The sequence below is a fragment of the Mesorhizobium sp. WSM4840 genome (assembly GCF_055811755.1).
This window is the reverse complement of the sequence record NZ_JBVVQD010000002.1, coordinates 297242-321765: the sequence shown is the minus strand read 5'-3', so window position 1 is coordinate 321765 and position 24524 is coordinate 297242. Positions and strand designations below refer to the sequence as shown.

At 63.7% G+C, this 24524-nt stretch carries 19 protein-coding genes; 8 read left to right on the top strand and 11 right to left on the bottom strand.

All coding sequences use genetic code 11. The features are described from left to right. Window positions 1-132: 132 nt before the first annotated feature. Window positions 133-1323 carry a Na+/H+ antiporter NhaA gene (nhaA, locus tag AC0L3I_RS04975; protein ID WP_473526166.1) on the top strand — a complete coding sequence of 397 codons (1191 nt, stop codon included), beginning with the start codon at window positions 133-135 and terminating at the stop codon, window positions 1321-1323. Here nhaA and AC0L3I_RS04970 read toward each other — a convergent pair. The 3 genes from AC0L3I_RS04970 to AC0L3I_RS04960 all read right to left on the bottom strand — a co-directional run bounded on the left by AC0L3I_RS04970 (window position 1320) and on the right by AC0L3I_RS04960 (window position 3817). Beyond that, window positions 1320-2342 carry an RNA polymerase subunit sigma-70 gene (locus tag AC0L3I_RS04970; RefSeq protein WP_473526165.1) on the bottom strand — a complete coding sequence of 341 codons (1023 nt, stop codon included), beginning with the start codon at window positions 2340-2342 and terminating at the stop codon, window positions 1320-1322. The genes nhaA and AC0L3I_RS04970 overlap by 4 nt on opposite strands. A gap of 42 nt (window positions 2343-2384) precedes the next feature. Beyond that, a complete protein-coding gene (locus AC0L3I_RS04965; protein WP_473526164.1) occupies window positions 2385-3131 on the bottom strand; it encodes an SDR family NAD(P)-dependent oxidoreductase in 747 nt (248 codons plus the stop codon). A gap of 185 nt (window positions 3132-3316) precedes the next feature. Further along, window positions 3317-3817, bottom strand: coding sequence for an MmcB family DNA repair protein (locus tag AC0L3I_RS04960; RefSeq protein WP_473526248.1), 501 nt, complete (start codon window positions 3815-3817; stop codon window positions 3317-3319). A gap of 521 nt (window positions 3818-4338) precedes the next feature. On the opposite strand from AC0L3I_RS04960, the gene AC0L3I_RS04955 reads away from it, so the two are divergent. After that, window positions 4339-5127 carry a TSUP family transporter gene (locus tag AC0L3I_RS04955; RefSeq protein ID WP_473526163.1) on the top strand — a complete coding sequence of 263 codons (789 nt, stop codon included), beginning with the start codon at window positions 4339-4341 and terminating at the stop codon, window positions 5125-5127. A gap of 81 nt (window positions 5128-5208) precedes the next feature. Here AC0L3I_RS04955 and AC0L3I_RS04950 read toward each other — a convergent pair whose 3' ends face one another. Beyond that, window positions 5209-5631 carry an OsmC family protein gene (locus AC0L3I_RS04950; RefSeq protein ID WP_473526162.1) on the bottom strand — a complete coding sequence of 141 codons (423 nt, stop codon included), beginning with the start codon at window positions 5629-5631 and terminating at the stop codon, window positions 5209-5211. 50 nt (window positions 5632-5681) lie between these two features. Further along, entirely contained in the window at window positions 5682-6104 is a 423-nt protein-coding gene (gene cueR / locus AC0L3I_RS04945) for a Cu(I)-responsive transcriptional regulator (RefSeq protein ID WP_473526161.1), read from the bottom strand. A 225-nt stretch (window positions 6105-6329) separates the two neighbouring features. On the opposite strand from cueR, the gene AC0L3I_RS04940 reads away from it, so the two are divergent. Continuing rightward, window positions 6330-6947 carry a L,D-transpeptidase gene (locus AC0L3I_RS04940; RefSeq protein WP_473526247.1) on the top strand — a complete coding sequence of 206 codons (618 nt, stop codon included), beginning with the start codon at window positions 6330-6332 and terminating at the stop codon, window positions 6945-6947. Window positions 6948-7071: 124 nt separating this feature from the next. Here AC0L3I_RS04940 and AC0L3I_RS04935 read toward each other — a convergent pair whose 3' ends face one another. The 3 genes from AC0L3I_RS04935 to trpS all read right to left on the bottom strand — a co-directional run bounded on the left by AC0L3I_RS04935 (window position 7072) and on the right by trpS (window position 9637). Then, complete coding sequence (locus AC0L3I_RS04935; protein ID WP_095493837.1) at window positions 7072-7641, bottom strand: NifU family protein; 570 nt, start codon at window positions 7639-7641, stop codon at window positions 7072-7074. A gap of 271 nt (window positions 7642-7912) precedes the next feature. Further along, entirely contained in the window at window positions 7913-8404 is a 492-nt protein-coding gene (locus tag AC0L3I_RS04930; protein WP_095493836.1) for a universal stress protein, read from the bottom strand. Window positions 8405-8539: 135 nt separating this feature from the next. Further along, window positions 8540-9637: a tryptophan--tRNA ligase gene (gene trpS, locus AC0L3I_RS04925; protein WP_473526160.1), complete on the bottom strand. Its 1098-nt coding sequence runs from the start codon at window positions 9635-9637 to the stop codon at window positions 8540-8542. Between the two features lie 425 nt (window positions 9638-10062). Between trpS and AC0L3I_RS04920 the strand changes: the two genes are divergently transcribed. Further along, on the top strand, window positions 10063-10224 hold the full coding sequence (locus AC0L3I_RS04920) for a hypothetical protein (protein WP_473526159.1): 162 nt from the start codon (window positions 10063-10065) through the stop codon (window positions 10222-10224). Between the two features lie 45 nt (window positions 10225-10269). Here AC0L3I_RS04920 and murJ read toward each other — a convergent pair whose 3' ends face one another. Continuing rightward, a complete protein-coding gene (gene murJ, locus AC0L3I_RS04915; protein WP_473526158.1) occupies window positions 10270-11853 on the bottom strand; it encodes a murein biosynthesis integral membrane protein MurJ in 1584 nt (527 codons plus the stop codon). A gap of 46 nt (window positions 11854-11899) precedes the next feature. Then, entirely contained in the window at window positions 11900-14701 is a 2802-nt protein-coding gene (locus tag AC0L3I_RS04910; RefSeq protein WP_473526157.1) for a [protein-PII] uridylyltransferase, read from the bottom strand. 455 nt (window positions 14702-15156) lie between these two features. Here AC0L3I_RS04910 and AC0L3I_RS04905 point away from each other — a divergent pair, with 455 nt between their 5' ends. The 3 genes from AC0L3I_RS04905 to AC0L3I_RS04895 all read left to right on the top strand — a co-directional run bounded on the left by AC0L3I_RS04905 (window position 15157) and on the right by AC0L3I_RS04895 (window position 19016). Beyond that, window positions 15157-17661: a heavy metal translocating P-type ATPase gene (locus tag AC0L3I_RS04905; protein ID WP_473526156.1), complete on the top strand. Its 2505-nt coding sequence runs from the start codon at window positions 15157-15159 to the stop codon at window positions 17659-17661. 43 nt (window positions 17662-17704) lie between these two features. Then, a complete protein-coding gene (copM, locus tag AC0L3I_RS04900) occupies window positions 17705-18076 on the top strand; it encodes a CopM family metallochaperone (protein WP_473526155.1) in 372 nt (123 codons plus the stop codon). Window positions 18077-18170: 94 nt separating this feature from the next. Continuing rightward, window positions 18171-19016 carry an aldo/keto reductase gene (locus AC0L3I_RS04895; protein WP_473526154.1) on the top strand — a complete coding sequence of 282 codons (846 nt, stop codon included), beginning with the start codon at window positions 18171-18173 and terminating at the stop codon, window positions 19014-19016. A 225-nt stretch (window positions 19017-19241) separates the two neighbouring features. Here the strand turns inward: AC0L3I_RS04895 and mutS are convergent, their stop codons facing one another. Beyond that, window positions 19242-21992: a DNA mismatch repair protein MutS gene (gene mutS / locus AC0L3I_RS04890; RefSeq protein ID WP_473526153.1), complete on the bottom strand. Its 2751-nt coding sequence runs from the start codon at window positions 21990-21992 to the stop codon at window positions 19242-19244. Window positions 21993-22133: 141 nt separating this feature from the next. On the opposite strand from mutS, the gene AC0L3I_RS04885 reads away from it, so the two are divergent. Then, on the top strand, window positions 22134-24413 hold the full coding sequence (locus tag AC0L3I_RS04885) for an NADP-dependent malic enzyme (RefSeq protein ID WP_473484123.1): 2280 nt from the start codon (window positions 22134-22136) through the stop codon (window positions 24411-24413). Window positions 24414-24524: the final 111 nt, after the last annotated feature.

Below are 24524 nucleotides of genomic sequence, written 5' to 3'. Positions count from 1 at the left end.
AAAATCAAAGTGCTACAGCGTCCTTTGCCCGCCCTAAAGGATACGCGCTGTAGAGACTTGCCCTGCCATTGGTGTTTGCGCATCATCGCACGAGGCGACACCGGCCCCGCCGGCCGATAGGACGGAGACGACATGCAGGACCAGAAGCCGCGGCCGATCTCCATTTTTCGCGAATTCCTAGCCAGCGAGGCGGCAGGCGGCATCGTCCTGATGGCAGCCGCGGCATTGGCCCTGGTCGTCGCCAATTCGCCGCTGGCCGAAACCTATTTCGATGCCCTTCACGCCTATCTGGGACCCCTCAGCGTATCGCACTGGATCAATGACGGCCTGATGGCCGTGTTCTTCCTGCTGGTCGGCCTGGAGATCAAGCGCGAGATGCTGGACGGCCAGCTCTCGACCTGGCCACGCCGCGCCCTGCCCGGCATCGCCGCTGCCGGCGGCATGCTGGTGCCAGCACTTGTCTATGTCGCCGTCAACCGGGACAACCCAGCCGCTCTGTCCGGCTGGGCGATCCCGACCGCCACCGACATCGCGTTTGCGCTTGGCGTGCTGTCGCTGCTCGGCAGCCGCGTGCCGGGGTCGCTGAAGGTATTCCTCACCGCGCTCGCCATCATCGACGACCTTGGCGCCGTGATGATCATCGCGGTGTTCTACACGAGCGGCCTGTCGCTCGCCTATCTCGGCGCTGCCTTCGCCGTCATCGCTCTACTCGTCGTTCTCAACCGCATGAAGGTGCTGACGCTGCTGCCCTATCTGTTGCTTGGTGTCGTCCTGTGGGTGCTGGTGCTGAAATCGGGCGTCCATGCCACGCTCGCCGGCGTGGCGCTGGCCCTGACCATACCTTTGAAAATCACCCCGGGCATCAGCCAAGACTCAGACCATTCACCACTGCACCGGCTTGAGCACGGTCTGCACAGGATAGTGCCGTTCGTCGTCGTCCCGATCTTCGGCTTCGCCAATGCCGGCGTCTCGCTCGCCGGCCTGAGCGCAGCCACCCTGATCGAGCCGCTGACGCTGGGCGTCGCCGCCGGCCTCGTCGCCGGCAAGCTGGTCGGCGTGTTCGGTTCTTCCGCGCTTGCCATCCGGCTCGGCCTTGCCGATCTGCCGGTCAATGCCGGCTGGCTGCACATGGTCGGCATTTCGCTGCTCTGCGGCATCGGCTTCACCATGAGCCTGTTCATCGGCCTGCTCGCCTTTGCCAGCAACGTCGAGCTGCAGGACGCAGTCAAGGTCGGCATCCTGGCCGGCTCCTTCATCGCCGCGATCCTCGGCGCCGCCGTGCTGCTGATCGCGCCGGCGGCGGGCGAGGCGGAACCGGACTAGACCGGCGGCAGGCCGAAGGCTGCAAACAGTTCGGGCCCGAGCGGCGGTACATAGATCGTCAGGGAAACGATTTTGCGGTCGGCGGGCTCAATGACATGCAGCGAGTGGGGTCGCCATACACGGTCACGATGGTCCAGTGCATAGACCCCGACAGCGGGCTGGCCGTTGGCTCGGGTGGCCACCGTGCGATAGCCGGCAAAATTGCCCCACACGGTCTCGATGAAATCGCGGATCGCCTTGCGCCCTTGGTACCATTCCCGCCATGGCGGCATGTGGTAGGTGGCGTCCTCCCTCAAGAGTTCGATGAAGCCGTCGAGGTTGGCGGTCTGCCAGGCACGCATGTAGCGTTCGAGCAGCAGGCCCTCCTCCGGACTGGACCGTGACCGCTGCACGGGGCGTCCCTGAGGGTATCGCTCGCCAAGCGTTGCGCGGGCCCGCTGCAAGGCGCTGTTGATCGAAGCGGCCGATCCACCCAGCAATTGCGCCGTCTCGACCGCAGACCACCCCAGCACGTCGCAAAGCAACAGGGCGGCCCGCTGCCTGGGCGGCAGAAGCTGGATCGCAGCGACGAAGGCAAGTTGCACCGCTTCACGGGTCTCGTAGCGCGCTTCCGGGCCGGGCTCGCCGTCAACGAGGTCCGGAAGCTCGGCGTCCGGATAGGGCTCCAGCCAGGTGAGCTCGGCAGGCCCGCCGACGGCCCGCCCGTTGGAGGGCGGCCGTTCGGGTTGCTGGAGAATGCGATGCGCCGTCGACCTCGCCTTGATGGCGTTGAGGCAGCTATTGGTGGCGATTGTGTAGAGCCAGCCGCGAACCGAGCCTCGTCCGTCGAACTGCGACCGTGCGCGCCACGCCCGCAGGAAAGTGTCCTGCACGAGGTCGTCCGCCTCGTGCAACGAGCCCATCATCCGGTAGCAGTGGAGCTTGAGCTCGCGGCGATGAGCCACTGTCAAGCGCTCGAAGGCCAGCCGATCGAGGACCGGCAGGCCCAATGGCTCAACAGGGCCAGGAGCGTCTGTCATAGGAAGCCCGCGGTGCTGAAGTCGGCTGGCATCCTGCGCGCCTCATGCCGCCGCCGCAAGTCCGCTGCCGCTCACCACGAAGGAGCAGCCCTGCGCTTGGCCGGTGGCGAGCGCGACTACAGCCCGTGCGACATCGGCCGGCGTCTGCATGTCGGTCATGCCCGCCAGGAAGTCCGCCGGGCTAATGCCCATATAGGCCGAAATGCCGTCGATGCCGCGATCGCCGACGCCGGTGCCCGGCATGATGCGCGCCGGCGAAAGCGCCATGAAACGCAGGCCGAAACCAAGTCGGTCCGATTCCTTCTGGCTATGACCGGCGAGGAACAGCTGCATGCGTTTTGCGCCGGCATAGCCGCCAGAGTTCGGCGGCCCGCCGCTGAATGCCGCGCCGCTGGAGATCAGAACCACCCGGCTCCCCGGCTTGAGCCGACCCTGGAGTGCCGCCTTGCAGAACAGGAACGATGCCTTGACGTCCATTTCCCAGTTTGCCGAGAAGTCCTCCCAGCTCTGTTCCTGGACGGGCGCGGACGGAGCGAGGGCGCCGGCGCAGATCACTAGGACGTCTGGTTCAAGCGCGGCGAAAACCGCATCGGGTGCGGTCTCTTTGGTGGCGTCGACCGCCAGCGTCTTCACACGTGACGTCTCCCGGGAGAGCTGTTTCAGGGCTTCTGTGCCACGAGCAACTGCAAGCACTGTTGCCCCTTCGCCAAGCGCGGCTTCCACGATCGAGCGGCCGACACCCCGGCTTCCTCCGATGACGACGACATTCTGACCTTGTAACGATCCCATGGATCACCTCTCTTTCCGCCACCGGACCATTCCAGCGCCTATTGATCAGGACAGCGCAGGCAGGCGGAAATCATCGGTGCAAGATCAAAAATCATCTCGAGGGGATCGGCAGGCCCGCAGAAAGGCACGGTCCGATGCCAACGCTGGGTGGCGACGTGCGAGGCTTGTCGCCGACCGGCGCACTCCTATTCGCTTTCACCGTCCAGCGCTGGCACCGCCACACCGGCGAGTTCCGCCGCGAGCAGCCGCGATGCACCCGCTCGCGCGATCCTCAGCATCAGCGCCTTGCGCGTTGCCGCGGCCATGCGGTGCTCGGGCGCATCGCGCAGGATTTCGGCGCCGTAGCCGTCGGAGAGGATAAAGCCGCATTCCTGCGGAAAGATCTCCGAGGGCACGCCGGGATGCGTGGCAAAGAAGAAGCGGTCGGAGTGCAGCCGGTAATCCGGCCATTTGCGGTCGACCCTGAAATCCTCGATCGAGGATTTGATCTCGATGATCCAGATGTCACCCTGGCGGGTCAGCGCGACGAGGTCGGCACGGCGCCCGGTCGCCAGCGACAGCTCGGGCAGCACATGCGCGCCCATCTCCTTGAGCAGCCGCTGCACGCCGCGCCTGACCAGCATGGCGCGTTCCGACTGGCGGCCGTCGATGAGAGGGTTGAGAGGAATCGGTGAGATGATTGGCATGGCGGCATCATGCCAGACTTTGTTCACGGTTTGCACCGCCTTTTTGATGCACCCAAGGCGCGCATGCGTGTGTGGATTTTTACGTGAAATCTCGGTTGGTTTCCAAACGGACGTTCCCACACATTAGGAATATGAGATACTGTGCGAATGCGGGTGACTCTAAGGAGTTTGGATGATGAACGCGGACGAGATGCAGGCGATAGCCGACACCCTGATGCGGGTCGTGACGCCTGACATGGCTCCCAAGCAATTGATCAAAGCGGCTAGGTAGGAACACCCGAACGCCTCAAAGAAGGACATCGCCCGTGCGGCCTTCTTCTCGATTATCGCCAACGCCGGAGAAGACCACGGCAAGGCAAGGAACCTACAGGCATTCGCCATAGCCGAGCGTGTCGACGGTATCTCTTGATCGGCACTGTAGCTTCATCAAGCATTGACCCTGCCGCCAATAGCGATTTGCATAGACGAACCAACCTGGAAAACGGCTGGCGTTCCGGGGCTCGCCACGGCATGTCGATTCAATGAATAAACGTCGTGGCCTTGGTGCATTTGCAGTTGGAGCTGGTGTTGGTTCGCTTGGCGGGTTGATCGGCCTTGGCGGTGCAGAGTTTCGTCTGCCGTTCCTGATCGGTCTGTTTCGATTTGCCGCCCTTGAAGCCGTAATCTTGAACAAGGCCGCCAGCTTGGTTGTCGTCGCTACGGCGCTGCCATTCCGGGCCACCGCGGTGCCGCTAGCGTCGGTAGCCGCACAATGGCCGATCATACTCAATCTCTTGGCTGGCAGCCTTCTAGGCGCTTGGTTTGGGGCAGGATGGGCAACGCGCCTCCAGTCCGCAACGCTCTACAAGGTGATTGCCGCGCTGCTGATCCTTATCGCGATTGTCCTGGTTTTGGGCCATGATCCTAGTGCTGCAGGATTGCAATTTGTCACCGGAGCCGCATTGATCGTTGCCGGGATCATTGCTGGGTTTGCCATCGGCATCGTGGCATCCCTGCTCGGCGTGGCAGGCGGTGAACTGCTCATCCCGACACTTGTCCTTCTGTTCGGTGCCGACATCAAGCTGGCGGGCTCTTTATCGCTGGCGGTAAGCCTGCCGACGATGCTGGTCGGCTTCACGCGCTACAGCCGCGACCAAAGCTTTTCGGTCATCGGCAGGAACAGGGCGTTCTTGCTGGCCATGGCTGCCGGATCGATTGTCGGGACATATATCGGTGGGCAGTTGCTTGGAGTGGTCCCCGAGCAAATCCTGCTCCCGCTGCTGGCGGCAATTCTGGTGATCTCGGCCTGCAAGGTCTGGCGGCAAGAATAGCACCACCGCAGCTAGCGCTTGGTCTCGTCGCGCTGACGGCGCACCGGCTCATCCATCTGCGGCGATTATCCCTTAGACGGGTCAGGCCCTTTCGTCCGCGTCCGCCATCTCGATCGCAACCGGCACGCCTTGGCGCAGCGAGTTGCTGACCGCGGTAATCGCCTTGGCCTTGTCGATGATCTTCCGGGGATCGGAACCGTCCAGTGCCTCGCAGGAAACCGTCATGGTTGCCGAGGTTGCCAGCAAAGGCTTGCCTTCGAGGTTCACTGTAACGCTGACAGTGATTTTTCCGAGTTCAACCTCCATTTCCTCAGCGACATAGCGAAGATCGTTGCAGAAGCATCCTCCAATCGCCAGCGCCAGCAACTGGGCGCCATTGAAGCCGAGCCCCAATCCTCCGGCCCTGCCTTCAGGCCGGTCGACGACGATCGTGTGCCCGCCGGCCCAGCCCATGGCCGCCTGAGTGCCCTCGACAGTGCGCAGTTCGACGGTTGTTGAAATCACCGATGCCCTCCTCGCGAAACTTCAAAGACGGCATCGACGCCGCGCAACTTTCACACCTGTGCGGATACGACTTTGTCCGGCGACAAGGCAACGCCAGCCATATCGTCCAGGATCGGGCAGTCCGGTCTGTCGTCGCCGTGGCAGGCATGGATCAGCTTCTGCAGGGTCGAGCGCATCGACTGCAGCTCGCGCACCTTCTCCTCGATTGCACTCACATGCGCGGCAGCGATCTCGCGCACGTCATGGCTGGCGCGGCTGCGGTCCTGATAGAGCGCCATCAGCTGGCGGCAGTCGTCGATGGAAAAGCCGAGATTGCGCGCGCGGCGCAGAAAAGTCAGCCGGTGGATGTCGGCGCCCGAATAGTCGCGGTAGCCGTTGCCGGCGCGCTGCGGTCGGATCAGGCCGATCTCCTCATAGTAGCGGATGGTCTTGGCCGGCAGGCCGGAACGGCGGGCGGCATCTCCGACATTCATGATAGTTCCTCGACTTCTGGCGGGCTGGCGGACCGCCCCATTGAATTTCCTACATAATCTTATGAAGGCCGTTGCCGGAAAGCCACAGTTGCGGACTTACCCGCATGTAAGCCCCTGCATATAGGCATCGCGCGCTTGGCAAGCAAAGCAAATGCCAGCATGAATGATGGCGACAAGGCGGCCGTCTCGTGCCGCTATCTCTTGGGCGGGGCATCGGACCTTTTCATGCGCATGAAGTCATTCGCAATCGTCGCCGCACTTGCGCTGTCGACGGCTATTGCTGGTTGCAGCACCATCGGCTCGCGGATATTCACCAACAACTACGGCCCGATGACCGATGCGGGCTATCAACTGCCGCGCATTCCGATCGAAAAGGTGCCGTTCAAGTACCGCCGGCAGGTCGTTAGCTACGACACCGATGAAAGGCCGGGCACCATCGTCGTCGATACGCAGAACAAGTTTCTCTATTACGTCATGGGCGGCGGCGAGGCGATGCGTTACGGCATCGGCGTCGGCCGCGAGGGTTTTGAATGGCGCGGCACCGCCCGTATCGCGGCGAAGCGCGAATGGCCGACCTGGACGCCGCCTTCGGCGATGATCAGGCGCCAGCCGGAGCTCGCCAAGTTTGCCGGCGGCATGGAGCCGGGATTGACGAACCCACTCGGCGCGCGCGCCCTGTATCTGTTCAACAAGGGCGGCGATTCGGGCTACCGCCTGCATGGCAGCCCGGAGTGGAACTCGATCGGCAAGGCGATGTCGTCGGGCTGCATCCGGCTGATGAACCAGGATATCATCGATCTTTACGACCGCACCTCGGTCGGCGCCAAGGTCATCGTCCTGTAAAAACTTTCATATGCGGACCGTCTAGGCAACAACAGACGTCCAGAACAGAAAACCGGGCACTTTGGCCCGGTTTTTTGTTTTGTTATCGCGTGAAGGTGAATTAGCGTATTTTTGAGCGGAGTCTCTAAGAGACTTGCTCGACCTGCTGAACCTCGGGCACAAAATGCCGGAGCAGGTTCTGGATGCCGTGCTTCAGCGTCGCCGTCGATGACGGGCAGCCGGCGCAGGCGCCCTTCATGTGCAGGAACACGGTGCCGTTCTCGAAACCGCGGAAGGTGATGTCGCCGCCGTCCTGGGCAACGGCCGGGCGCACCCGTGTGTCGAGCAGTTCCTTGATGGTGATGACCAGTTCCTCGTCGGCCTTGTCGTAGAATTCGCCGGTCTGACTGGTCTCGGCGGCGGGGCCGGCCTTGGCCATCACCGGCGCGCCGGACATGAAATGTTCCATGATGGCGCCGAGGATCGCCGGCTTCAGATGCTGCCAATCGGGGCCGTCCTTGGTCACGGTGACGAAATCATAGCCGAAGAAGACGCCGGTGACGCCGGGGATCTCGAACAGCCGGCCGGCCAGCGGCGAAGCCGTAGCGGCGCTGTCGGCATCGCGGAAATCGGCGGTGCCTTCGACAAGCACTTCCTTGCCGGGCAGGAACTTCAATGTCGCCGGATTTGGCGTCGATTCGGTCTGGATGAACATGGACGTCTCCGTGCCCATTCGGGCAGATAGTTTGGAATAATTCTAAATAGGCCTTATCGGCAGGACATTCAAGCGAAAGGCTTCGCCGGAACGGCTGGCTGGGAGAATGTTTTTGCGGTCTTCTGCAACATACTTTGAGGTGTGTTGAGATTCAGGTCAGGCCGAGCCGAAAAATCACGCTTTCCGAGAACCGGAGCGGAGCGTACTTTTGGGTACGGAAGCGCAGGAAACCGCCGTTCGCAGGCCGACCTCACCTGAATATCAGCACACTTCACGCCAGGCTGTCGATTTCTTCGTCGGACAGGTTCTGCGGCACCACCGTCACCGGGATCGGGAAGGCGGCGCCCTTGCCGGCAACCGCACCGACCAGCGGCCCCGGCCCCTCCTTGCCGGCGCCGGCCGCCAGCACGAGGATGGCGATATCCTGGTCTTCCTCGATCAATTTGTGGATCTCTTCCGTCGGCTTGCCCTCGCGCACCACCAGTTCCGGCTCGATGCCGAGTTTCTGGCGCACCTTGTTGGCGTACGCATCAAGCGCCGCCCGCGCGGTGGCGGTGGCCTCCTCGCGCATGATCTTCTCGACACCCAGCCAATGCTGGAAATCGTCGGGCTCGATCACATAGAGCAGCACCAGCACGCCGTTGGTGCTCTGCGCGCGTTTCGAGGCGTAGACGACGGCCCGCTCGCATTCGGGCGTGTCGTCGATGATCGCCAGGAACTTGCGGCGATGGCCGGCTTCTCGGCTGAGGCGTTTGGAGACCATATTCACCCTGTTCGATGGTTTCGGTCGCAATCTGCCACCGCCACAGCCCGGCCGCAAGCGACCGGCGGATGTAGCGATGTCGGGTGCGTCAGTGCGTCTTTTGCGCGTCCAAATGGACGTGCGGCGCTTTAAGGTTCAGCTTTGCAGCAGGCCGATGATGTCGCGCACGGTCTTCATCGTCGCCTCGGCCAAGGCGCCGGCCCGCTCGCCGCCATCCCTGAGCACCGCGTCGACATAGGCGCGGTCATCGGAAATGCGGCGCATTTCGCCGGCAACGGGCGCCAGCTTTTCCACGGCGAGGTCGGCCAGTGCCGGCTTGAACACCGAAAATTGCTGGCCGCCGAACTCTTTCAGCACCGCCTCCTTCGATATCTCGGCGAGACCTGCATAGATGCCGACGAGGTTTTCGGCTTCGGGCCGGCTGGCCAGGCCGTCCAATTCCCCGGGCAGCGCCTCGGGGTCGGTCTTGGCCCTGCGGATCTTCTTGGAGATGGTGTCGGCATCGTCGGTCAGATTGATGCGCGACAGGTCCGACGGATCCGACTTCGACATCTTCTTCGAGCCGTCGCGCAGCGACATGATGCGCGCCGCCGGTCCGCCGATGATCGGTTCGGTCAGCGGGAAATAGCCGTTCACCGTCTCCTCGCCGACCTTCATCTCGACGCCGACGCCGAGGCCGGCGATGCGGTCCGAAAAGTCGTTGTTGAATTTTTGCGCGATGTCGCGTGTCAGCTCCAGATGCTGCTTCTGGTCATCGCCGACCGGCACATGGGTGGCGCGATAGACGAGGATGTCGGCCGCCATCAGGCTCGGATAAGCGAGCAGCCCAAGCGAGGCGTTCTCGCGGTCCTTGCCGGCCTTATCCTTGAACTGCGTCATCCGATTCATCCAGCCGATGCGGGCCACGCAGTTGAAGATCCAGGCGAGCTCGGCGTGCTGCATGACCCGCGACTGGTTGAAGACGATGTGCTTGTTCGGGTCGATGCCGGAGGCGAGGAACGCCGCGGTGATCGAGCGCGTCTGGTCCCTGAGATCGTCATGGACGAGCTGCGCGGTCAGCGAATGCAGGTCGACGACGCAATAGATGCAATCGGAGGTGTCCTGCAGGGCGACGAATTTCTTGATGGCGCCGAGATAGTTGCCGAGATGCAGATTGCCGGTCGGCTGGACGCCGGAAAAGACGAGTGGCTTGAAGGCAGGCTGATTGAAGACGGGCTGATTGGAGTCAGTCATGGGATTTTCCTGGCTTGTGGAGGGCCGTTTCGCGCGCGGCGAAAGTCTTTCGACGGCGCGCTTATGGACGAGAGCGGGGAGCGGATCAAGGGGCTGTAGGCGATCGCGGCAAAGCAATTGCTTCAGGTCGGATTGCTTGTTCGATGTTGTTGGCGCCGCGCCTATAGCGCCTGTCTCGGCTTGACAGGTCGGCGCCGCCCCTCATTGTCCTGCCGGACATTTCTCCCCGTATAGAGACGGGGAGAAAGACGCGTCATCGACGGTTTCGCCAACGACAAGCGTTGCAGGAAGGGCGCCGAGGGGCGGTCAGCTTCTTTCTCCCCGTTTACGAGGAGAAATGCCCGGCAGGGCAATGAGGGGCAGCGCCGACATCGATACGTATGATAGGGTGGAATATATTCTGCAAACGATCTGACGAGAAATGGATGACCATCTCCAACGAGAAAGCTGTGGAGCGCCGACATGGCCGCGAGACGCTGTTGGAGACAGCGGCGCGACTTCGGGCCGAATTCGGGATCGAACTTAGCAAGCAGGCACGTAAGCCGCTGCCGCGCCCGGTCTATGACGAATTGTCCGGCGAAGACTGATGCTTGTCGACCGGATCGCTACGGTTAGGCTTACGAATCTGGAGACTATTCCCTAGTCGAAGGGGAGCCCTTCCGCCTGATATTGCGCCGGATCATGCCGAAATCGGCGCCGCCGATGGCGAAGGCGGTGACGAAATAAAGCAACGCCCCGCCGGCTACCAGCGCGAGAAGCGTCGTAGCCTTGATGACCAGCGGTGAGGCCGAGGCAAGTTGGGCGGCAAACCAGTGCTCGGCGGCATAGAGCGCCGCCCCCATCGCCGCCGCCGACAGCACCAGCCGTGGGATGCGTCTCATGAGCGGTACGTCGCGGCCCCAATGGCCGCGCCGGATCAGCACGCCGAGCAGCATCAGCGCATTGACCCAGCCGGCGATGGCCGAGGCGACGGCGATGCCGGGCGCGCCCATCTGCGGAAACAGCGTCAGCGCGGTGGTGATGTTCACGGCCACCGAGATGGCGGCGAAGATCATCGGCGTGCGCGTGTCCTCGCGGGCGAAATAGCCGGGGGTGAACGCCTTGATCAGCACGAAGGCCGGCAAGCCCAAGCCGAAGATCGCCAGGATTGCCGCCACGATCGGCGTCGAGTTGTTGGCGGCAAATGCCCCGCGTTCGTAGACCAGCCCCACGATCGGCTCCGACATGACCAGCAGTGCCGCCGCCGCTGGCAAGGTAAGGAACAAGGTGAACTCCACCGACCGGTTCTGCAGATTGGCCGCCTCGATGAGATTGCCTGACTTCAGCGTCCGCGACAGTTCGGGCAGAAGCACGATGGCGACGGCGACGCCGACGACGCCGAGCGGCAGCTGGTAGATGCGGTCGGCATAGGCGAGCGACGACACCGCACTGTCCTGCGCCGAGGCGATCGCCGTGCCGATCAGCTGGTTGATCTGGGTAATGCCGCCGGTGATCGCCGCCGGCAGCGCCAGGATCAGCAGCCGCTTGACGCTGGGCGTCATCTTTGGCCGGCGAAAGCCGATCGAGATGCCGGCGTGGCGCACCGCCACCCAGACGATCGCCAATTGGACCAGCCCCGCCGCCAGCACGCCCCAGGCCAATGCGAAGCCGACGGTGCGCGCGTCCGATCCCTTGTGCCAGGCGTAGGCGAGCACGCCGATCAGGATGATGTTGAGAAATACCGGTGCCACTGCGGCGGCGAAATAGCGGCGCAGCGAATTCAGCATGCCGGCCATCATGGCGCCGAGCGACATGCAGATCAGGTAGGGAAACATGATGGTCGCAAGCCGGACCGTCATCTCGAACTTTCCCGGCGTGTCGGCAAAGCCCGGCGCCACCAGGTAGCGCACGATCAGCGGCATCGCCAGTTCCATGGCGATGGTCAGTGCCAGCAGCGCCGTGAACAGCACGCCGAACACCTCTTCCGAAAAGCGCTTGGCGCCATCGATGCCGTGGGTCTCGATCTCCTTGGCGAAGAGCGGCACGAAGGCGGCATTGAACGCGCCTTCCGCAAACAGCCGGCGAAAGGTGTTGGGGAACTGGAAGGCGGCGTTGAAGGCGTCGGCGATCGGCCCGGTGCCGAGTGCGGCCGCCATCAGCATCTCACGGCCGAAGCCGAGAGCGCGGCTCATCAGCGTGCCGGAAGCGACCGTCGCGAACTTTTTGACAAGGCTCATGTGTGTGCAGATTGCCTGGGTGATCGGGAAAAATCGAGGACGGCGTTCACTCGGCGGCGGCCTTGGCCTTGCCGCCGCGCTCGGGCACGGCGCCTTCGAGGACCGAAATCAGCCTGTTTTGGATGGCGGCCATGCGCGTCGGGCTGTCGATCTTCTGGCCGGTGAGATCGGTGACATAGAAGGTATCGATGACCTTTTCGCCGAAAGTGGTGATGTGTGCCGAGGCGATGTCGAGCGACAGGTCGGACAGCGCCCCGGTGATCTCGGACAGCAGGCCCGGCCGATCCAGCCCCTCGACCTCGATCACCGAAAACCGGTTCGACAGGGTGTTGCGGATTTCAGCGCGCGGTTGGATGCGGAAGACCTTGGCGCCACGCCGCGGTTTGGTCCGCTTTTCGATCATCTCCGGCAGCCAGCTCTTGCCCGACAGCACGTCCTCGATCAGCCGGCCGACGCGCTCGGCGCGGCGGCGCTCGTCCTCGTCGCGGTCGAATTCCCTTGAGATCAGGATGGTGTCCAGCGCGCGGCCGTCGGAGGTGGTGAAGATCTGCGCGTCGACGATGTTGCCGCCGGCCGCCACACAGGCGCCGGCAATGACCGATAGCAGGCGCGGATGGTCCTGCGCCAGCACGGTAACCTCGGTCACCGCCTCGAACTGGTGGGTCTTGATCATGGTGGCGAGCTTCTTGCCCGCCCCATCCGCCTCGCGGATGAATTCGGCATGGCGAAGCTGGTCGGCGAGATCGACCGCCAGCAGATAATTCTCGTAGTGCTTGGCGACATAGCGCTTGCGGGCCTTTTCCGGCCAATCGGCGAGCGCCTCGGCCAGCTTTTCGCGGGCAGCCGCGGTGCGCATCGCACGCGACACTTCCGAAAACCCGCCGGTCAACAGCAATTCGGTCTCGTAGTAGAGCGTGCGCAGCAACTGACCCTTCCAGCCGTTCCAGACGCCGGGCCCGACGCCTCTGATATCGCAGACGGTTAGGACGAGCAGCAGCTTCAGCCGTTCGACCGACTGCACGGTCGCGGCAAAATCCTCGATCGTCTTGCGGTCGTTGAGATCGCGCGTTTGCGCCGTCATCGACATGATCAGATGGTTCTCGACCAGCCAGGCGACTGTTTCGGTATCGGCCGCCGACAGCCCCATATGCGGGCAGGTGCGCCGCGCGATCCGGGCGCCCGCTTCGGAATGGTCCTCGGGCCGGCCCTTGGCGATATCGTGCAGCAGCACCGCGACGTAGAGCGCCTCGCGGCTTTTCTTCAGCCCCGGCATCAGCGTGTGGGCAAGCGGGTGGATCTTTTCACCGTCGCCACGCTCGATCTCGGCCAGCACGCCGATGCAGCGGATCAGGTGCTCGTCCACCGTATAGTGGTGATACATCGAGAACTGCATCATGGCGACGATCTTGCCGAAATCCGGGATCAGCTTTGCCAGCAGTCCCGCCTCGTTCATGCGCCTGAGATTGAGTTCGGCGTTGCGGTCCGACGTCAATATGTCGAGGAACAGCCGGTTGGCTTCCTCGTCGCGCCTGAGCGCCTTGCCGACGAGGCCGAGCGAACGGGTCAGCAGCTTCAGCGCATCGGGGTGAAATTCCAGCCCGTGCTTGTCGGCGAACCAGAACAGCCTCAAGAGATTGACCGGATCGCGCTCGAACACCAGGTCGTCGGCGATGTTGATGCGATGGTTGTCGATAATGAAATCGGACGTGCCGGCAAGCTTGCGCTTGCGGCGCGAGAAGGTGAGAAAGATACGGTTGAAGCCCGGCACATGTTTGGCCTGCTCTTCCTCGAGCGCAGCGCAGAAGATGCGGGTCAGATCCCCGACATCCTTGGCGACGAGGAAGTAGTGCTTCATGAAGCGTTCGACCGCCGACAGGCCCGGATGTGTGGTGTAGCCCAGCCGTTCGGCGATCTCGCGCTGGATGTCGAAATGCAGCCGTTCCTCGGCCTTGCCGGTGAGGAAATGCATGTGGCAGCGCACCGCCCACAGGAAGTCCTCGGCCTTCTGGAATTCCCGGTATTCGGTGCCGGTGAAGACGCCCTTGTCGACCAGTTCCTCGCCGGTGCGCACCCGGTAGAAATACTTACCGATCCAGAACAGCGTCTGCAGGTCGCGCAGGCCGCCCTTGCCGTCCTTGACGTTGGGTTCGACCAGATAGCGGCTTTCGCCGGCTTTGGCGTGGCGTTCGTCGCGTTCGGCAAGCTTGGCCTGCACATATTCGGGACCGGTCGTGCGCACCACCTCGCGGTCGAAACGCTGCAGGAGTTCGTCGTAAAGCTTCTGCTCGCCCCACAGGAAACGCGCTTCCAGGATCGAGGTGCGGATGGTGATGTCGGTGCGCGACAGCCGCAGGCATTCGTCGATGTTGCGGGTGGCGTGACCGACCTTCAGCCCCAGATCCCACAGTATGTAGAGCATGTATTCGACGATCTGCTCGCCCCATGGCGTCTGCTTGTAGGGCAGCAGGAAGAGGAGATCGATGTCGGATCCCGGCGCCAGCGTGCCGCGGCCGTAGCCGCCGACCGCGACGACGGCCATGCGTTCGGCCGAAGACGGGTTTTTGACGCGATAGACATGGGTGGCGGCGAAGTCGTAGAGCGCGCGGATGATCTCGTCCATGAGATGCGACAGCCGGGCGGCGCAGGCGGTGCCGCTGCCGTCCTCCATCAGCATGCGTTCGGCGATGCTGCGGCCGGCGGCCAGCCTGCCCTTGAGAAGCTGGAGAACACCGGCGCGCTCAGCCTTGCCGGAGCCGTCGCCTGCCGTGGCCGCGGTCAGCGCGGTCATCTCGCGGCGCAAGGCTTCGCCGTCGATCAGTTCATCGAGCTTTAGAGAGATTCTTGCCATAAGTGCCGTTCGGCCTCGCCGTTTTGGCGGCGTCTATAGCGCGTTTTCGCAGCGCTGGGTATGGGGCGGACGGACACGCTCTCCACGGTAGTCCAACGCGATGATCGCCTCCTGGCGCCGCCGGCAGATGCCGTCTTCTTGTGTCTTTTGACCATGCGATTGCAACCCACCGGTCGCTCCGCTCCGAGTTGAGCAGGCTTGGCAAATCCGATCGCCTTGCCGCCTAGGAACTGGTCCTGGACGCACAGCGCCGGAACAGGCTGATAGATGGTCTTGCTCGACGATGTTGCCAAGCCCAAAGTGGCGGGCGTCGATGGCAGCAGTTGCGTGCGTTTTTTTTTCTCCCAGGCCGTCCGGTATGCATCGCGGCACGAAAGGGTCGAAATTGGCCCTTGACCTTCCAGTCACTGGAAGCACTACCTCCGTTTTCACGATCGAGACAGAGGCCTTTCCGCATGACGCATTCCGACCATAACCATCACGCCCATAGCGGCTGCTGCGCGGCAAAAGCTGTTCCGTCCGTCGCCGAAGCCGTCATTCGCGACCCGGTCTGCGGCATGACCGTCGATCCGACCGCCGGCAAGCCGACAGCCGAGCATGGCGGCCATCGCTATCATTTCTGCAGCGAGCGCTGCCGTTCGAAATTCACGGCCGAGCCGGAAAACTACCTGACCGCCACCGACCCGGTCTGCGGCATGCGTGTCGACCGTGCCACCGCGAAGCACTTTTCCCGGCATGAAGGCCAGGGCTTCTATTTCTGCTCGGCCGGTTGCAAGGTGAAATTCGAGGCGGAGCCGGCAAAGTATCTTGGCGACAGGCCAGAGCCGCAGGCGATGCCGAAAGGCACGCAATACACCTGTCCGATGCATCCGGAAATCGTCCGCGACAAGCCCGGCGCCTGCCCGATCTGCGGCATGGCGCTGGAACCGATGGGCGTGCCGACCGGCGATGAGGGGCCGAACCCGGAACTGGTCGATTTTACCAGGCGCTTCTGGGTGAGTGCAGTGTTGTCCGTGCCATTGCTGATCTTCGCCATGGCGCCGATGCTCGGTGTGACGTTTAGCACCTTCATCGAGGATTCGACCAAGATCTGGGTGGAATTGGCGCTGGCCACCCCGGTTGTGCTGTGGGCCGCATTCCCCTTCTTCCATCGCGGCTGGGATTCGGTTCTCAAGCGTAGCCCCAACATGTGGACGCTGATCTCGCTCGGCGTTGGCGTCGCCTATCTCTACAGCGTCGTCGCCACGCTGTTCCCGGATATATTTCCGCACCAGTTTCGCGGTCATGAGGGCACGGTGCCGGTCTATTTCGAGGCGGCCGCCGTCATCGTGGCGCTGGTTTTCCTCGGCCAGGTGCTGGAATTGCGCGCCCGTGAAAAAACCGGCTCGGCGATCCGCGCGCTGCTCGACCTCGCGCCGAAGACCGCGCGGCTGATCGGCGAGGACGGTTCCGAAAACGACGTGCCGCTCGACACGGTCAAGGCCGGCGACCGCCTGCGCATCCGCCCTGGCGACGCCGTGCCGGTCGACGGCATCGTGCTGGAAGGCCGCTCTTCCATCGACGAATCGATGCTGTCAGGCGAGCCGCTGCCGGTCGAAAAGACTGAAGGCGACCCGCTCACTGGCGGCACGCTCAACAAGAACGGTTCGCTGATCATGCGCGCCGAGAGGATCGGCGCCGAAACTACGCTGGCGCGGATCGTCGAGCTCGTCGCCAAGGCGCAGCGTTCGCGCGCGCCGATCCAGGGCCTGGCCGACCGCGTCTCCTTCTATTTCGTCCCGGCCGTCGTGGTGGTTGCGATCGTTGCGTTCATCGCCTGGGCGATCTTCGGGCCGCAACCCAGCCTGATCTTTGCCATCGTCTCGGCGGTCTCGGTGCTGATCATCGCCTGTCCCTGCGCGCTGGGCCTTGCCACGCCGATGTCGATCATGACCGCCACAGGGCGCGGCGCGCATGCCGGCGTGCTGATCAAGGACGCCGAGGCGCTCGAACGCTTTGCCTCGGTCGACACGCTGATCGTCGACAAGACCGGCACTTTGACCGAAGGCCGGCCGAGATTGACCGACGTTGTCGCTGCCGAGGGTATGGCGCAAGACGATTTGCTGGCACTTGCCGCAGGCCTCGAAAAAGGCTCGGAGCATCCGCTGGCCGAGGCGATCGTCGAAGGTGCCCGTGAACGCGGAGTAAAGATTCCCGACGCCAGCGGTTTCGAGGCGGTCACCGGCAAGGGCGTTTCCGGCGCGGTATCGGGACAGAAGGTCGCGCTCGGCAACGCCGCGATGATGGCCGATCTCGGCATCGATATCGCATCCGTCTCGACCAGCGCCGAAGCGCTGCAGGCAGAGGCCAAGACCGTGATGTTCGTCGCCGTCGGCAACAAACTGGCCGGCATCGTCGCCGTCGCCGATCCGATCAAGACGACGACATCAGAGGCGATCAAGGCGCTGCACGAGCGCGGCCTGAAGATCATCATGGCGACCGGCGACAACGAACGCACGGCGAAGGCCATCGCAAGCAAACTCGGCATCGACGAGGTGCGTGCCGGCCTGCTGCCGGAACAGAAGAGCGCGCTGGTCGAGGAGTTGCGCGCCAGGGGCGCCGGCGTCGCCATGGCCGGCGACGGCGTCAACGACGCGCCGGCGCTGGCCGCCGCCGATGTTGGCATCGCCATGGGCACCGGCGCCGATGTAGCGGTCGAAAGCGCTGGGATCACGCTGGTCAAGGGCGATCTCAACGGCATCGTCCGGGCCCGCACACTCGCCCAGGCAACGATCCGCAACATCCGCCAGAACCTGTTCTTCGCCTTCCTCTACAACGTGCTTGGCGTGCCGGTCGCCGCCGGCGTGCTCTATCCTCTCACCGGCACGCTTTTGTCGCCGATGCTGGCGGCGGCGGCGATGAGCCTGTCCTCGGTTTCTGTCATCTCCAACGCGTTGCGGCTCAGGACGTTGAAACTCTGAGCCAAGCCCCCAGATAGAAATTCGTTCAAAAAGGAGACAATGAATGACCTTGGCCAAGAAGATCGTGCTGCTGCTGATGGCGGCGGGAATGCTGCTTGCCGTTTCGGCGCAGGCCGAGGAGATGAAACACGACATGGGCGCGATGAGCGCGCAAAGCCCCTCGACCGATGGCTACAAGGCGGCGATGGACAAGATGCACACCGACATGATGGCGATAGAATATTCCGGCAATGCCGATGTCGATTTCGCCCGCGGCATGATCCCGCATCACCAGGCGGCGATCGACATGGCCAAGATCGAGCTTGCCAATGGCAAGGATCCGGAAATGCGCAAATTGGCCGAAGAAGTGATCGCGGCGCAGGAAGCAGAGATCAAGCAGATGCAGGCCTGGCTCGCCGCCCATCCGGTGAAGTAGACATCAGGCAGTTCGCGGGGAATCCAGGGAAGGACTTTTCATCTGGATTTCTCCGGAAGGGTGTGGTGCCATCCGGTCTCGACTGGAGCGCATCATGCCGTCAACAATAAGAACCACCACATTGCCCTCGGGCGAAGCCGTTCCCGTGCTGGGTCAAGGCACCTGGAAAATGGGTGAGGACGCCCGCCGCCGCGCCGATGAGGTCAACGCGCTCAAGCTCGGGCTCGATCTCGGCATGATGCTGATCGACACCGCCGAAATGTATGCCAGCGGCGGGGCCGAGGAGGTGGTGGCGGATGCCATTGCCGCGCGCCGCGACGAGGTGTTCCTGGTCTCCAAGGTGCTGCCGTCCAACGCCTCGCGCACCGGCGTGCCGGCGGCCTGCGACAGAAGCCTCAGGCATCTGCGCACCGACCGGATCGATCTCTATCTGCTGCACTGGCCCGGCAGCGTGCCGCTGGCGGAAACGGTCGAGGCCTTCGAGGCGTTGAAAAAGGCCGGCAAGATCCGCCACTGGGGCGTCAGCAATTTCGACACCCATGAGATGGAGGAACTGGTCAGCCTGCCTGCCGGCGACAGCGTCCAGACCAACCAGATCCTCTACAATCTGTCCCAGCGCGGCCCCGAATTCGACCTTGCGCCCTGGAGCCGGCAGCGCGGCATTCCGCTGATGGCCTATTCGCCGGTCGATCAGGGCGTATTGGCACGCAACGCCAGGCTCGAAGCAATCGCCGCCCGCCACAATGCGACGGCGGCTCAGCTGGCGCTGGCCTGGGTGATGGCACAGGACGGCGTCATCGCCATTCCAAAGGCCGGCAGGCAAGAGCATGTCCGCCAGAATGTCGCTGCGCTCGACATCGAGCTTACGCGTGAGGATTTCGCCGACATCGACCGTGCCTTCCCGCCGCCGACCAGCAAGCGCGGGCTGCAGATGATTTGAGGATAGTAGCGGGGATCAGGCTAAGGTCGCATTCCTTCGCGCCCCCCTCTGTCCTGCCGGACATCTCCCCCACAGGTGGGGAGATTGGCTATCACCATCGCTTTCGCCAAGCTCCAACGCTGGTGAAAAGATGCTGTCTGCGAAGCTGCCAACCTCCCCCCAAGTGGGGGAGATGTACGGCAGGACAGAGGGGGGCGCCGTAGAGCGCTATCGTACGAAGCCTGACTACTTCCCCGCCATTCCCTTTAATCTGTACAGCGCCTCCAGCGCCTCCCGTGGCGTCATCTCGTCGGGATTCATCTCCCCTAGCGCCGCGCTCAGTCCATCGCTCTTTGCCGGCTTTTGCGCCTCTCGCTTCACCGCCACCGAAAACAGCGGCAGATCGTCGACCAGCCGGTTTGCCTTGCCCGACACCTCGCCCGCTTCCAGCTGGTGCAGCACTTCCCTGGCCCGCCCGACCGCCGCTTCCGGCAGGCCGGCCAGACGCGCCACCTGCACGCCATAGGAGCGGTCGGCGGCACCCTTGCCGACCTCGTGCAGGAAGACCACGTCGCCCTCCCATTCCTTGACCCGCATGGTGAAATTGTGCAGTCGAGCGAGTTTGCTGGCCAGCGCCGTCATCTCGTGAAAGTGGGTGGCGAAGATTGCCCGGCAGCGGTTCTTCTCGTGTAGATACTCGACGGCCGCCCAGGCGATCGACAGGCCGTCGAAGGTAGCGGTGCCGCGGCCGATCTCGTCGAGGATCACCAGCGCGCGCTCGCCGGCCTGGTTGAGGATCGCCGCCGTTTCGACCATCTCGACCATGAAGGTCGAGCGGCCGCGCGCCAGATCGTCGGAAGCGCCGACACGTGAAAACAGCCGGTCGACGACGCCGATATGAGCTGATGCCGCCGGCACGAAGGAGCCGGTCTGGGCGAGGATGGCGATCAGCGCGTTCTGCCTGAGGAAGGTCGATTTGCCGCCCATATTGGGGCCGGTCAGCAGCCAGATCGCGCCGTTTTTGGCGTCGCCTTCCGGCGACAAATCGCAATCATTGGCGACGAACGGTCCTTCGCCCGAACGCCGCAGCGACTGTTCGACCACCGGATGCCGCCCGCCCGAAATTGCGAAGGCGAGGCTCGCGTCCACGATGGGCCGGCACCAGGCCTCGCTTTCGGAAAGCAAGGCAAGTGCCGACGACACGTCGAGCACGGCAAGCGCATCGGCGCCGGCGCGGATCTTGTCCACCTGGCCGACCGCTTCCGCCGTCAGCCTGTCGAAGGCGGCAAGCTCGATCGCCAGCGCCCGGTCGGCGGCATTGGCGATCTTCGATTCCAGCTCGGCCAGTTCCGTCGTGGTGAAGCGCATGGCGTTGGCCATGGTCTGGCGATGGATGAAGCGCGCCTTCGCCCCATCGCTGCTCGTCATGATCGCATGGTGGTTGGCGGTGACTTCGATGTAGTAGCCAAGCACATTGTTGTGCCGGATTTTCAGGGAGCGGATGCCGGTTTCGTCGATCAGCGAGCGCTCCAGCCCGGCGATCACCTTGCGCGATTCATCGCGCAGCGCCCGCAACTCGTCGAGCTCACCATGATAGCTGGAACGGACGAAGCCGCCGTCGCGCTTGAGCAGCGGCAGCTCGTCACTAAGCGCCTGCGTCAGATGCTCGGCCAGCGGGCGTGGCAGCGCCTCGATCGCCGCCAGCGCCGCCGCCAGTTCTTGCGGCAGGGCGGTCGCCCCAAACAGTTCGGCAATAGCGCCGGCTGCCTCGAACCCGGCACGCAGCGCGCCGAGGTCGCGCGGGCCACCGCGGTTGAGCGCCAGCCGCGACAGGGCGCGGGGCATGTCGGCGACACTCTTCAGGCCCGCCCGCACCGCCTGGCACAGTCGCGTCTCGGAGCGGAAGAACGATACCGAATCCAGCCTCGCACCAATTGCCGCCGGGTCGGTCAGTGGCGCCATCAGCCGGTCGGCGAGCAGCCGCGCGCCGCCGCCGGTCACCGTGCGGTCGATCGCCTTGAACAGCGAACCCTCGCGGCTGCCGGACAGGGTGCGCAGCAGTTCCAGATTGGCGCGTGTCGCCGGATCGATGAACAGCGTCGAACCCTGCTCCTCGCGCTCGGGCCGCGACAGCGGCGGCCGCTCGGCCTTCTGCGTCTTTTCGACATAGGCGATGGCGCCTGAGATCGCCGATAGTTCGGCGCGGGAAAACGTGCCGAAACTGTCCGGCGTCGCCACCTCGAAGAAGCGGGCGATGCGCCCGGCGGCCGACGCTGAATCGAACAGGCTCGGTGGCTGCGGATTGGCGACCCGGCCGAGCACATCGAACACCGGTTTCAGCTCGGCGTCGTAAAACACCTGCTCGGCGACGATCAACTCGCGTGGGTCGACGCGAAAGACATCGGCGAGCAGCCGGTCGGCGGTGGTCTCGGCAACGCGGAAGGCGCCGGTCGATATCTCGATCCAGGCCAGCGCAAAACTTCCTTGGCTCCCTGTCGCGTTGCCGCGCTCCCCGCCTCTTGGTTCCGCTCCGCCTTTGACCCGGCCAAGTGCCATCAAGAAACTCGATTCCGACGGCGCCAGCAACTTGTCCTCGGTGATCGTGCCTGGCGTCACCAGCCGCACCACGTCGCGTCGCACCACCGATTTGCCGCCGCGTTTCTTCGCCTCGGCCGGATCCTCGATCTGCTCGCAGACGGCGACGCGGAACCCTTGTCCGATCAGCTTCTGCAGATAGTCGTCGGCGGCAAGCACCGGCACACCGCACATCGGGATGTCGAGGCCCTGGTGCTTGCCGCGCTTGGTCAGGACGATGCCGAGCGCCCGGCTCGCCTTCTCAGCGTCGTCGAAGAACAGCTCGTAGAAATCGCCCATGCGGTAGAACAGCAGCGAATCCGGGTTCGCCGCCTTGATCTCGATATACTGCTCCATCATCGGCGTCGCCGGCGCAAAGGCCGTCGTAGCGCTGTCGCTGCGAATGGGCGTTTCGTCGTTCAAGAAGCTGCTTCCAAAATTTGCCAAGCCATCTGCTTGGCGGTTTACAGCGGCGAAGTGTAGCCTTAATCCCGAACGTTCCACAAAAGAAAGCATTGCACCCGTCTCAAGCGGTGCCGCACGGGTGAGGAAATCGAAAGCATCATGGCCAGGAAAACCGAAAACCCCGGACCCTCCGTCAGTGCGCAGGAGGCGCTGGAATTCCACGCCATGGGCCGCCCCGGCAAGCTGGAGATCGTCGCCACCAAGCCGATGGCGACGCAGCGCGATCTCAGCCTCGCCTATTCGCCGGGCGTCGCGGTTCCCGTCCTTGCCATCGCCGAGGATCCCAGCCGCGCCTTCGACTACACGGCGCGCGGCAACATGGTCGCCGTCATTTCCAACGGCACCGCCATCCTCGGCCTCGGCAATCTCGGCGCACTGGCCGCCAAGCCGGTGATGGAAGGCAAGGCGGTGTTGTTCAAGCGCTTCGCCGACGTCGATTCCATCGATCTCGAGGTCGACACCGAGGATGCCGACGAGTTCATCAATTGCGTGCGTTTCCTCGGTCCATCCTTCGGCGGCATCAATCTGGAAGACATCAAGGCGCCGGAGTGCTTTATCATCGAGCAGCGGCTGCGCGAACTGATGGACATACCGGTCTTTCATGACGACCAGCACGGCACCGCCATCATCTCGGCCGCCGGCCTGATCAACGCGCTGGAAATCACTGGCCGCGACATGAAGACCACGAAAATGGTCTGCAATGGCGCAGGCGCGGCCGGCGTCGCCTGCATCGAACTGATGAAGGCGATGGGCTTTGCGCCCGAGAACATCATCCTGTGCGACACCAAAGGCGTCGTCTTCCAGGGCCGCACCGAAGGCATGAACCAGTGGAAGTCGGCGCATGCCGTCAAGACCGACGCGCGTTCGCTGGCCGAGGCGCTGGACGGTGCCGACGTGTTCCTCGGCCTGTCCGCCAAGGGCGCGCTGACCACCAAGATGGTGAAGTCGATGGCCGAGAAGCCGATCATCTTCGCCATGGCCAATCCCGATCCCGAGATCACGCCGGAGGAAGTCGCCGAAATCCGCACCGATGCCATCATGGCCACAGGGCGTTCGGACTATCCGAATCAGGTCAACAACGTGCTCGGCTTCCCCTACATCTTCCGCGGCGCACTGGACGTGCGGGCCACCACCATCAATGACGACATGAAGATCGCCGCGGCGCGTGCGCTCGCCGAACTGGCGCGCCAGGATGTGCCCGACGACGTCGCCGCCGCCTACCAGGGCATGCGGCCGAAATTCGGCCCCAACTACATCATCCCGGTGCCGTTCGATCCGCGCCTGATCTCGGCCATTCCGATCGCGGTCGCCAAGGCAGCGATGGAGTCCGGCGTCGCGCGCAAGCCGATCCTCGACCTCGACCGCTACGCGCAGGAGCTTTCCGCCCGCCGCGATCCGATCGCCTCGACGCTGCAGCGCATCTACGACCGCGTGCGCCGCCAGCCCAAGCGCATCGTCTTCGCCGAGGGCGAGGAGGAGCAGGTGATGCGCGCCGCCGTCTCCTATGTGAATCAGCGGCTCGGCACCGCCATCCTGCTCGGCCGCGACGACATCATCAAGGAGAATGCCAGGAACGCCGGCATCGAGCTTGGCAAGCAAGGCATCGAGATCATCAACGCGCGGCTGTCGCGCCGCAATGGCGTCTACACCGACTATTTGTACGAGCGCATGCAGCGCAAGGGCTTCCTGTTCCGCGATTGCCAGCGCCTGATCAACAACGACCGCAACCATTTCGCCGCCTGCATGGTGGCGCTGGGCGACGCCGACGGCATCGTCACCGGCGTCACCCGCAACTATTCCACGGCGCTCGACGACATCCGCCGTGCCATCGACGCCAAGCCCGGCCACCGCGTCATCGGCGCCTCGATCGTGCTGGCGCGGGGCCGAACCGTGATTGTCGCCGACACCGCCGTGCACGACATGCCCAATGCCGAACAGATCGCCGACATCGCCGAGGAAGCCGCCGGCTTTGCCCGCCGCATGGGTTATGAACCAAGGCTCGCCATGCTTGCCTATTCCACCTTCGGCCATCCGCAGGGGGAGCGCTCCGAGCGCGTCCAGGAAGCGGTGCGCATCCTCGACAAGCGGCGCGTCGATTTCGAGTATGACGGCGAGATGGCCGCCGACGTGGCGCTCAACGCGCGTGCCATGGCGCAATACCCGTTCATTCGGCTCACCGGTCCGGCCAATGTGCTGATCATGCCGGCCTTCCACTCGGCCTCGATCTCGACCAAAATGCTGCAGGAACTCGGCGGCTCGACCGTCATCGGCCCGCTGCTGGTCGGCTTGGACAAGCCGGTTCAGATCGTCTCGCTCAACGCCAAGGACAGCGATATCGTCAACATGGCGGCCATCGCCGCGTACACGGCGGGGGCGTGAGGAGCGAGCGCCTCTTCCTTCTCCCCTTGTGGGAGAAGGTGGCCGAGCGAAGCTCGGTCGGATGAGGGGTGCTCCAGAGCCCACAAGGGGAGAAGGAAGAGGTGCCGCCTC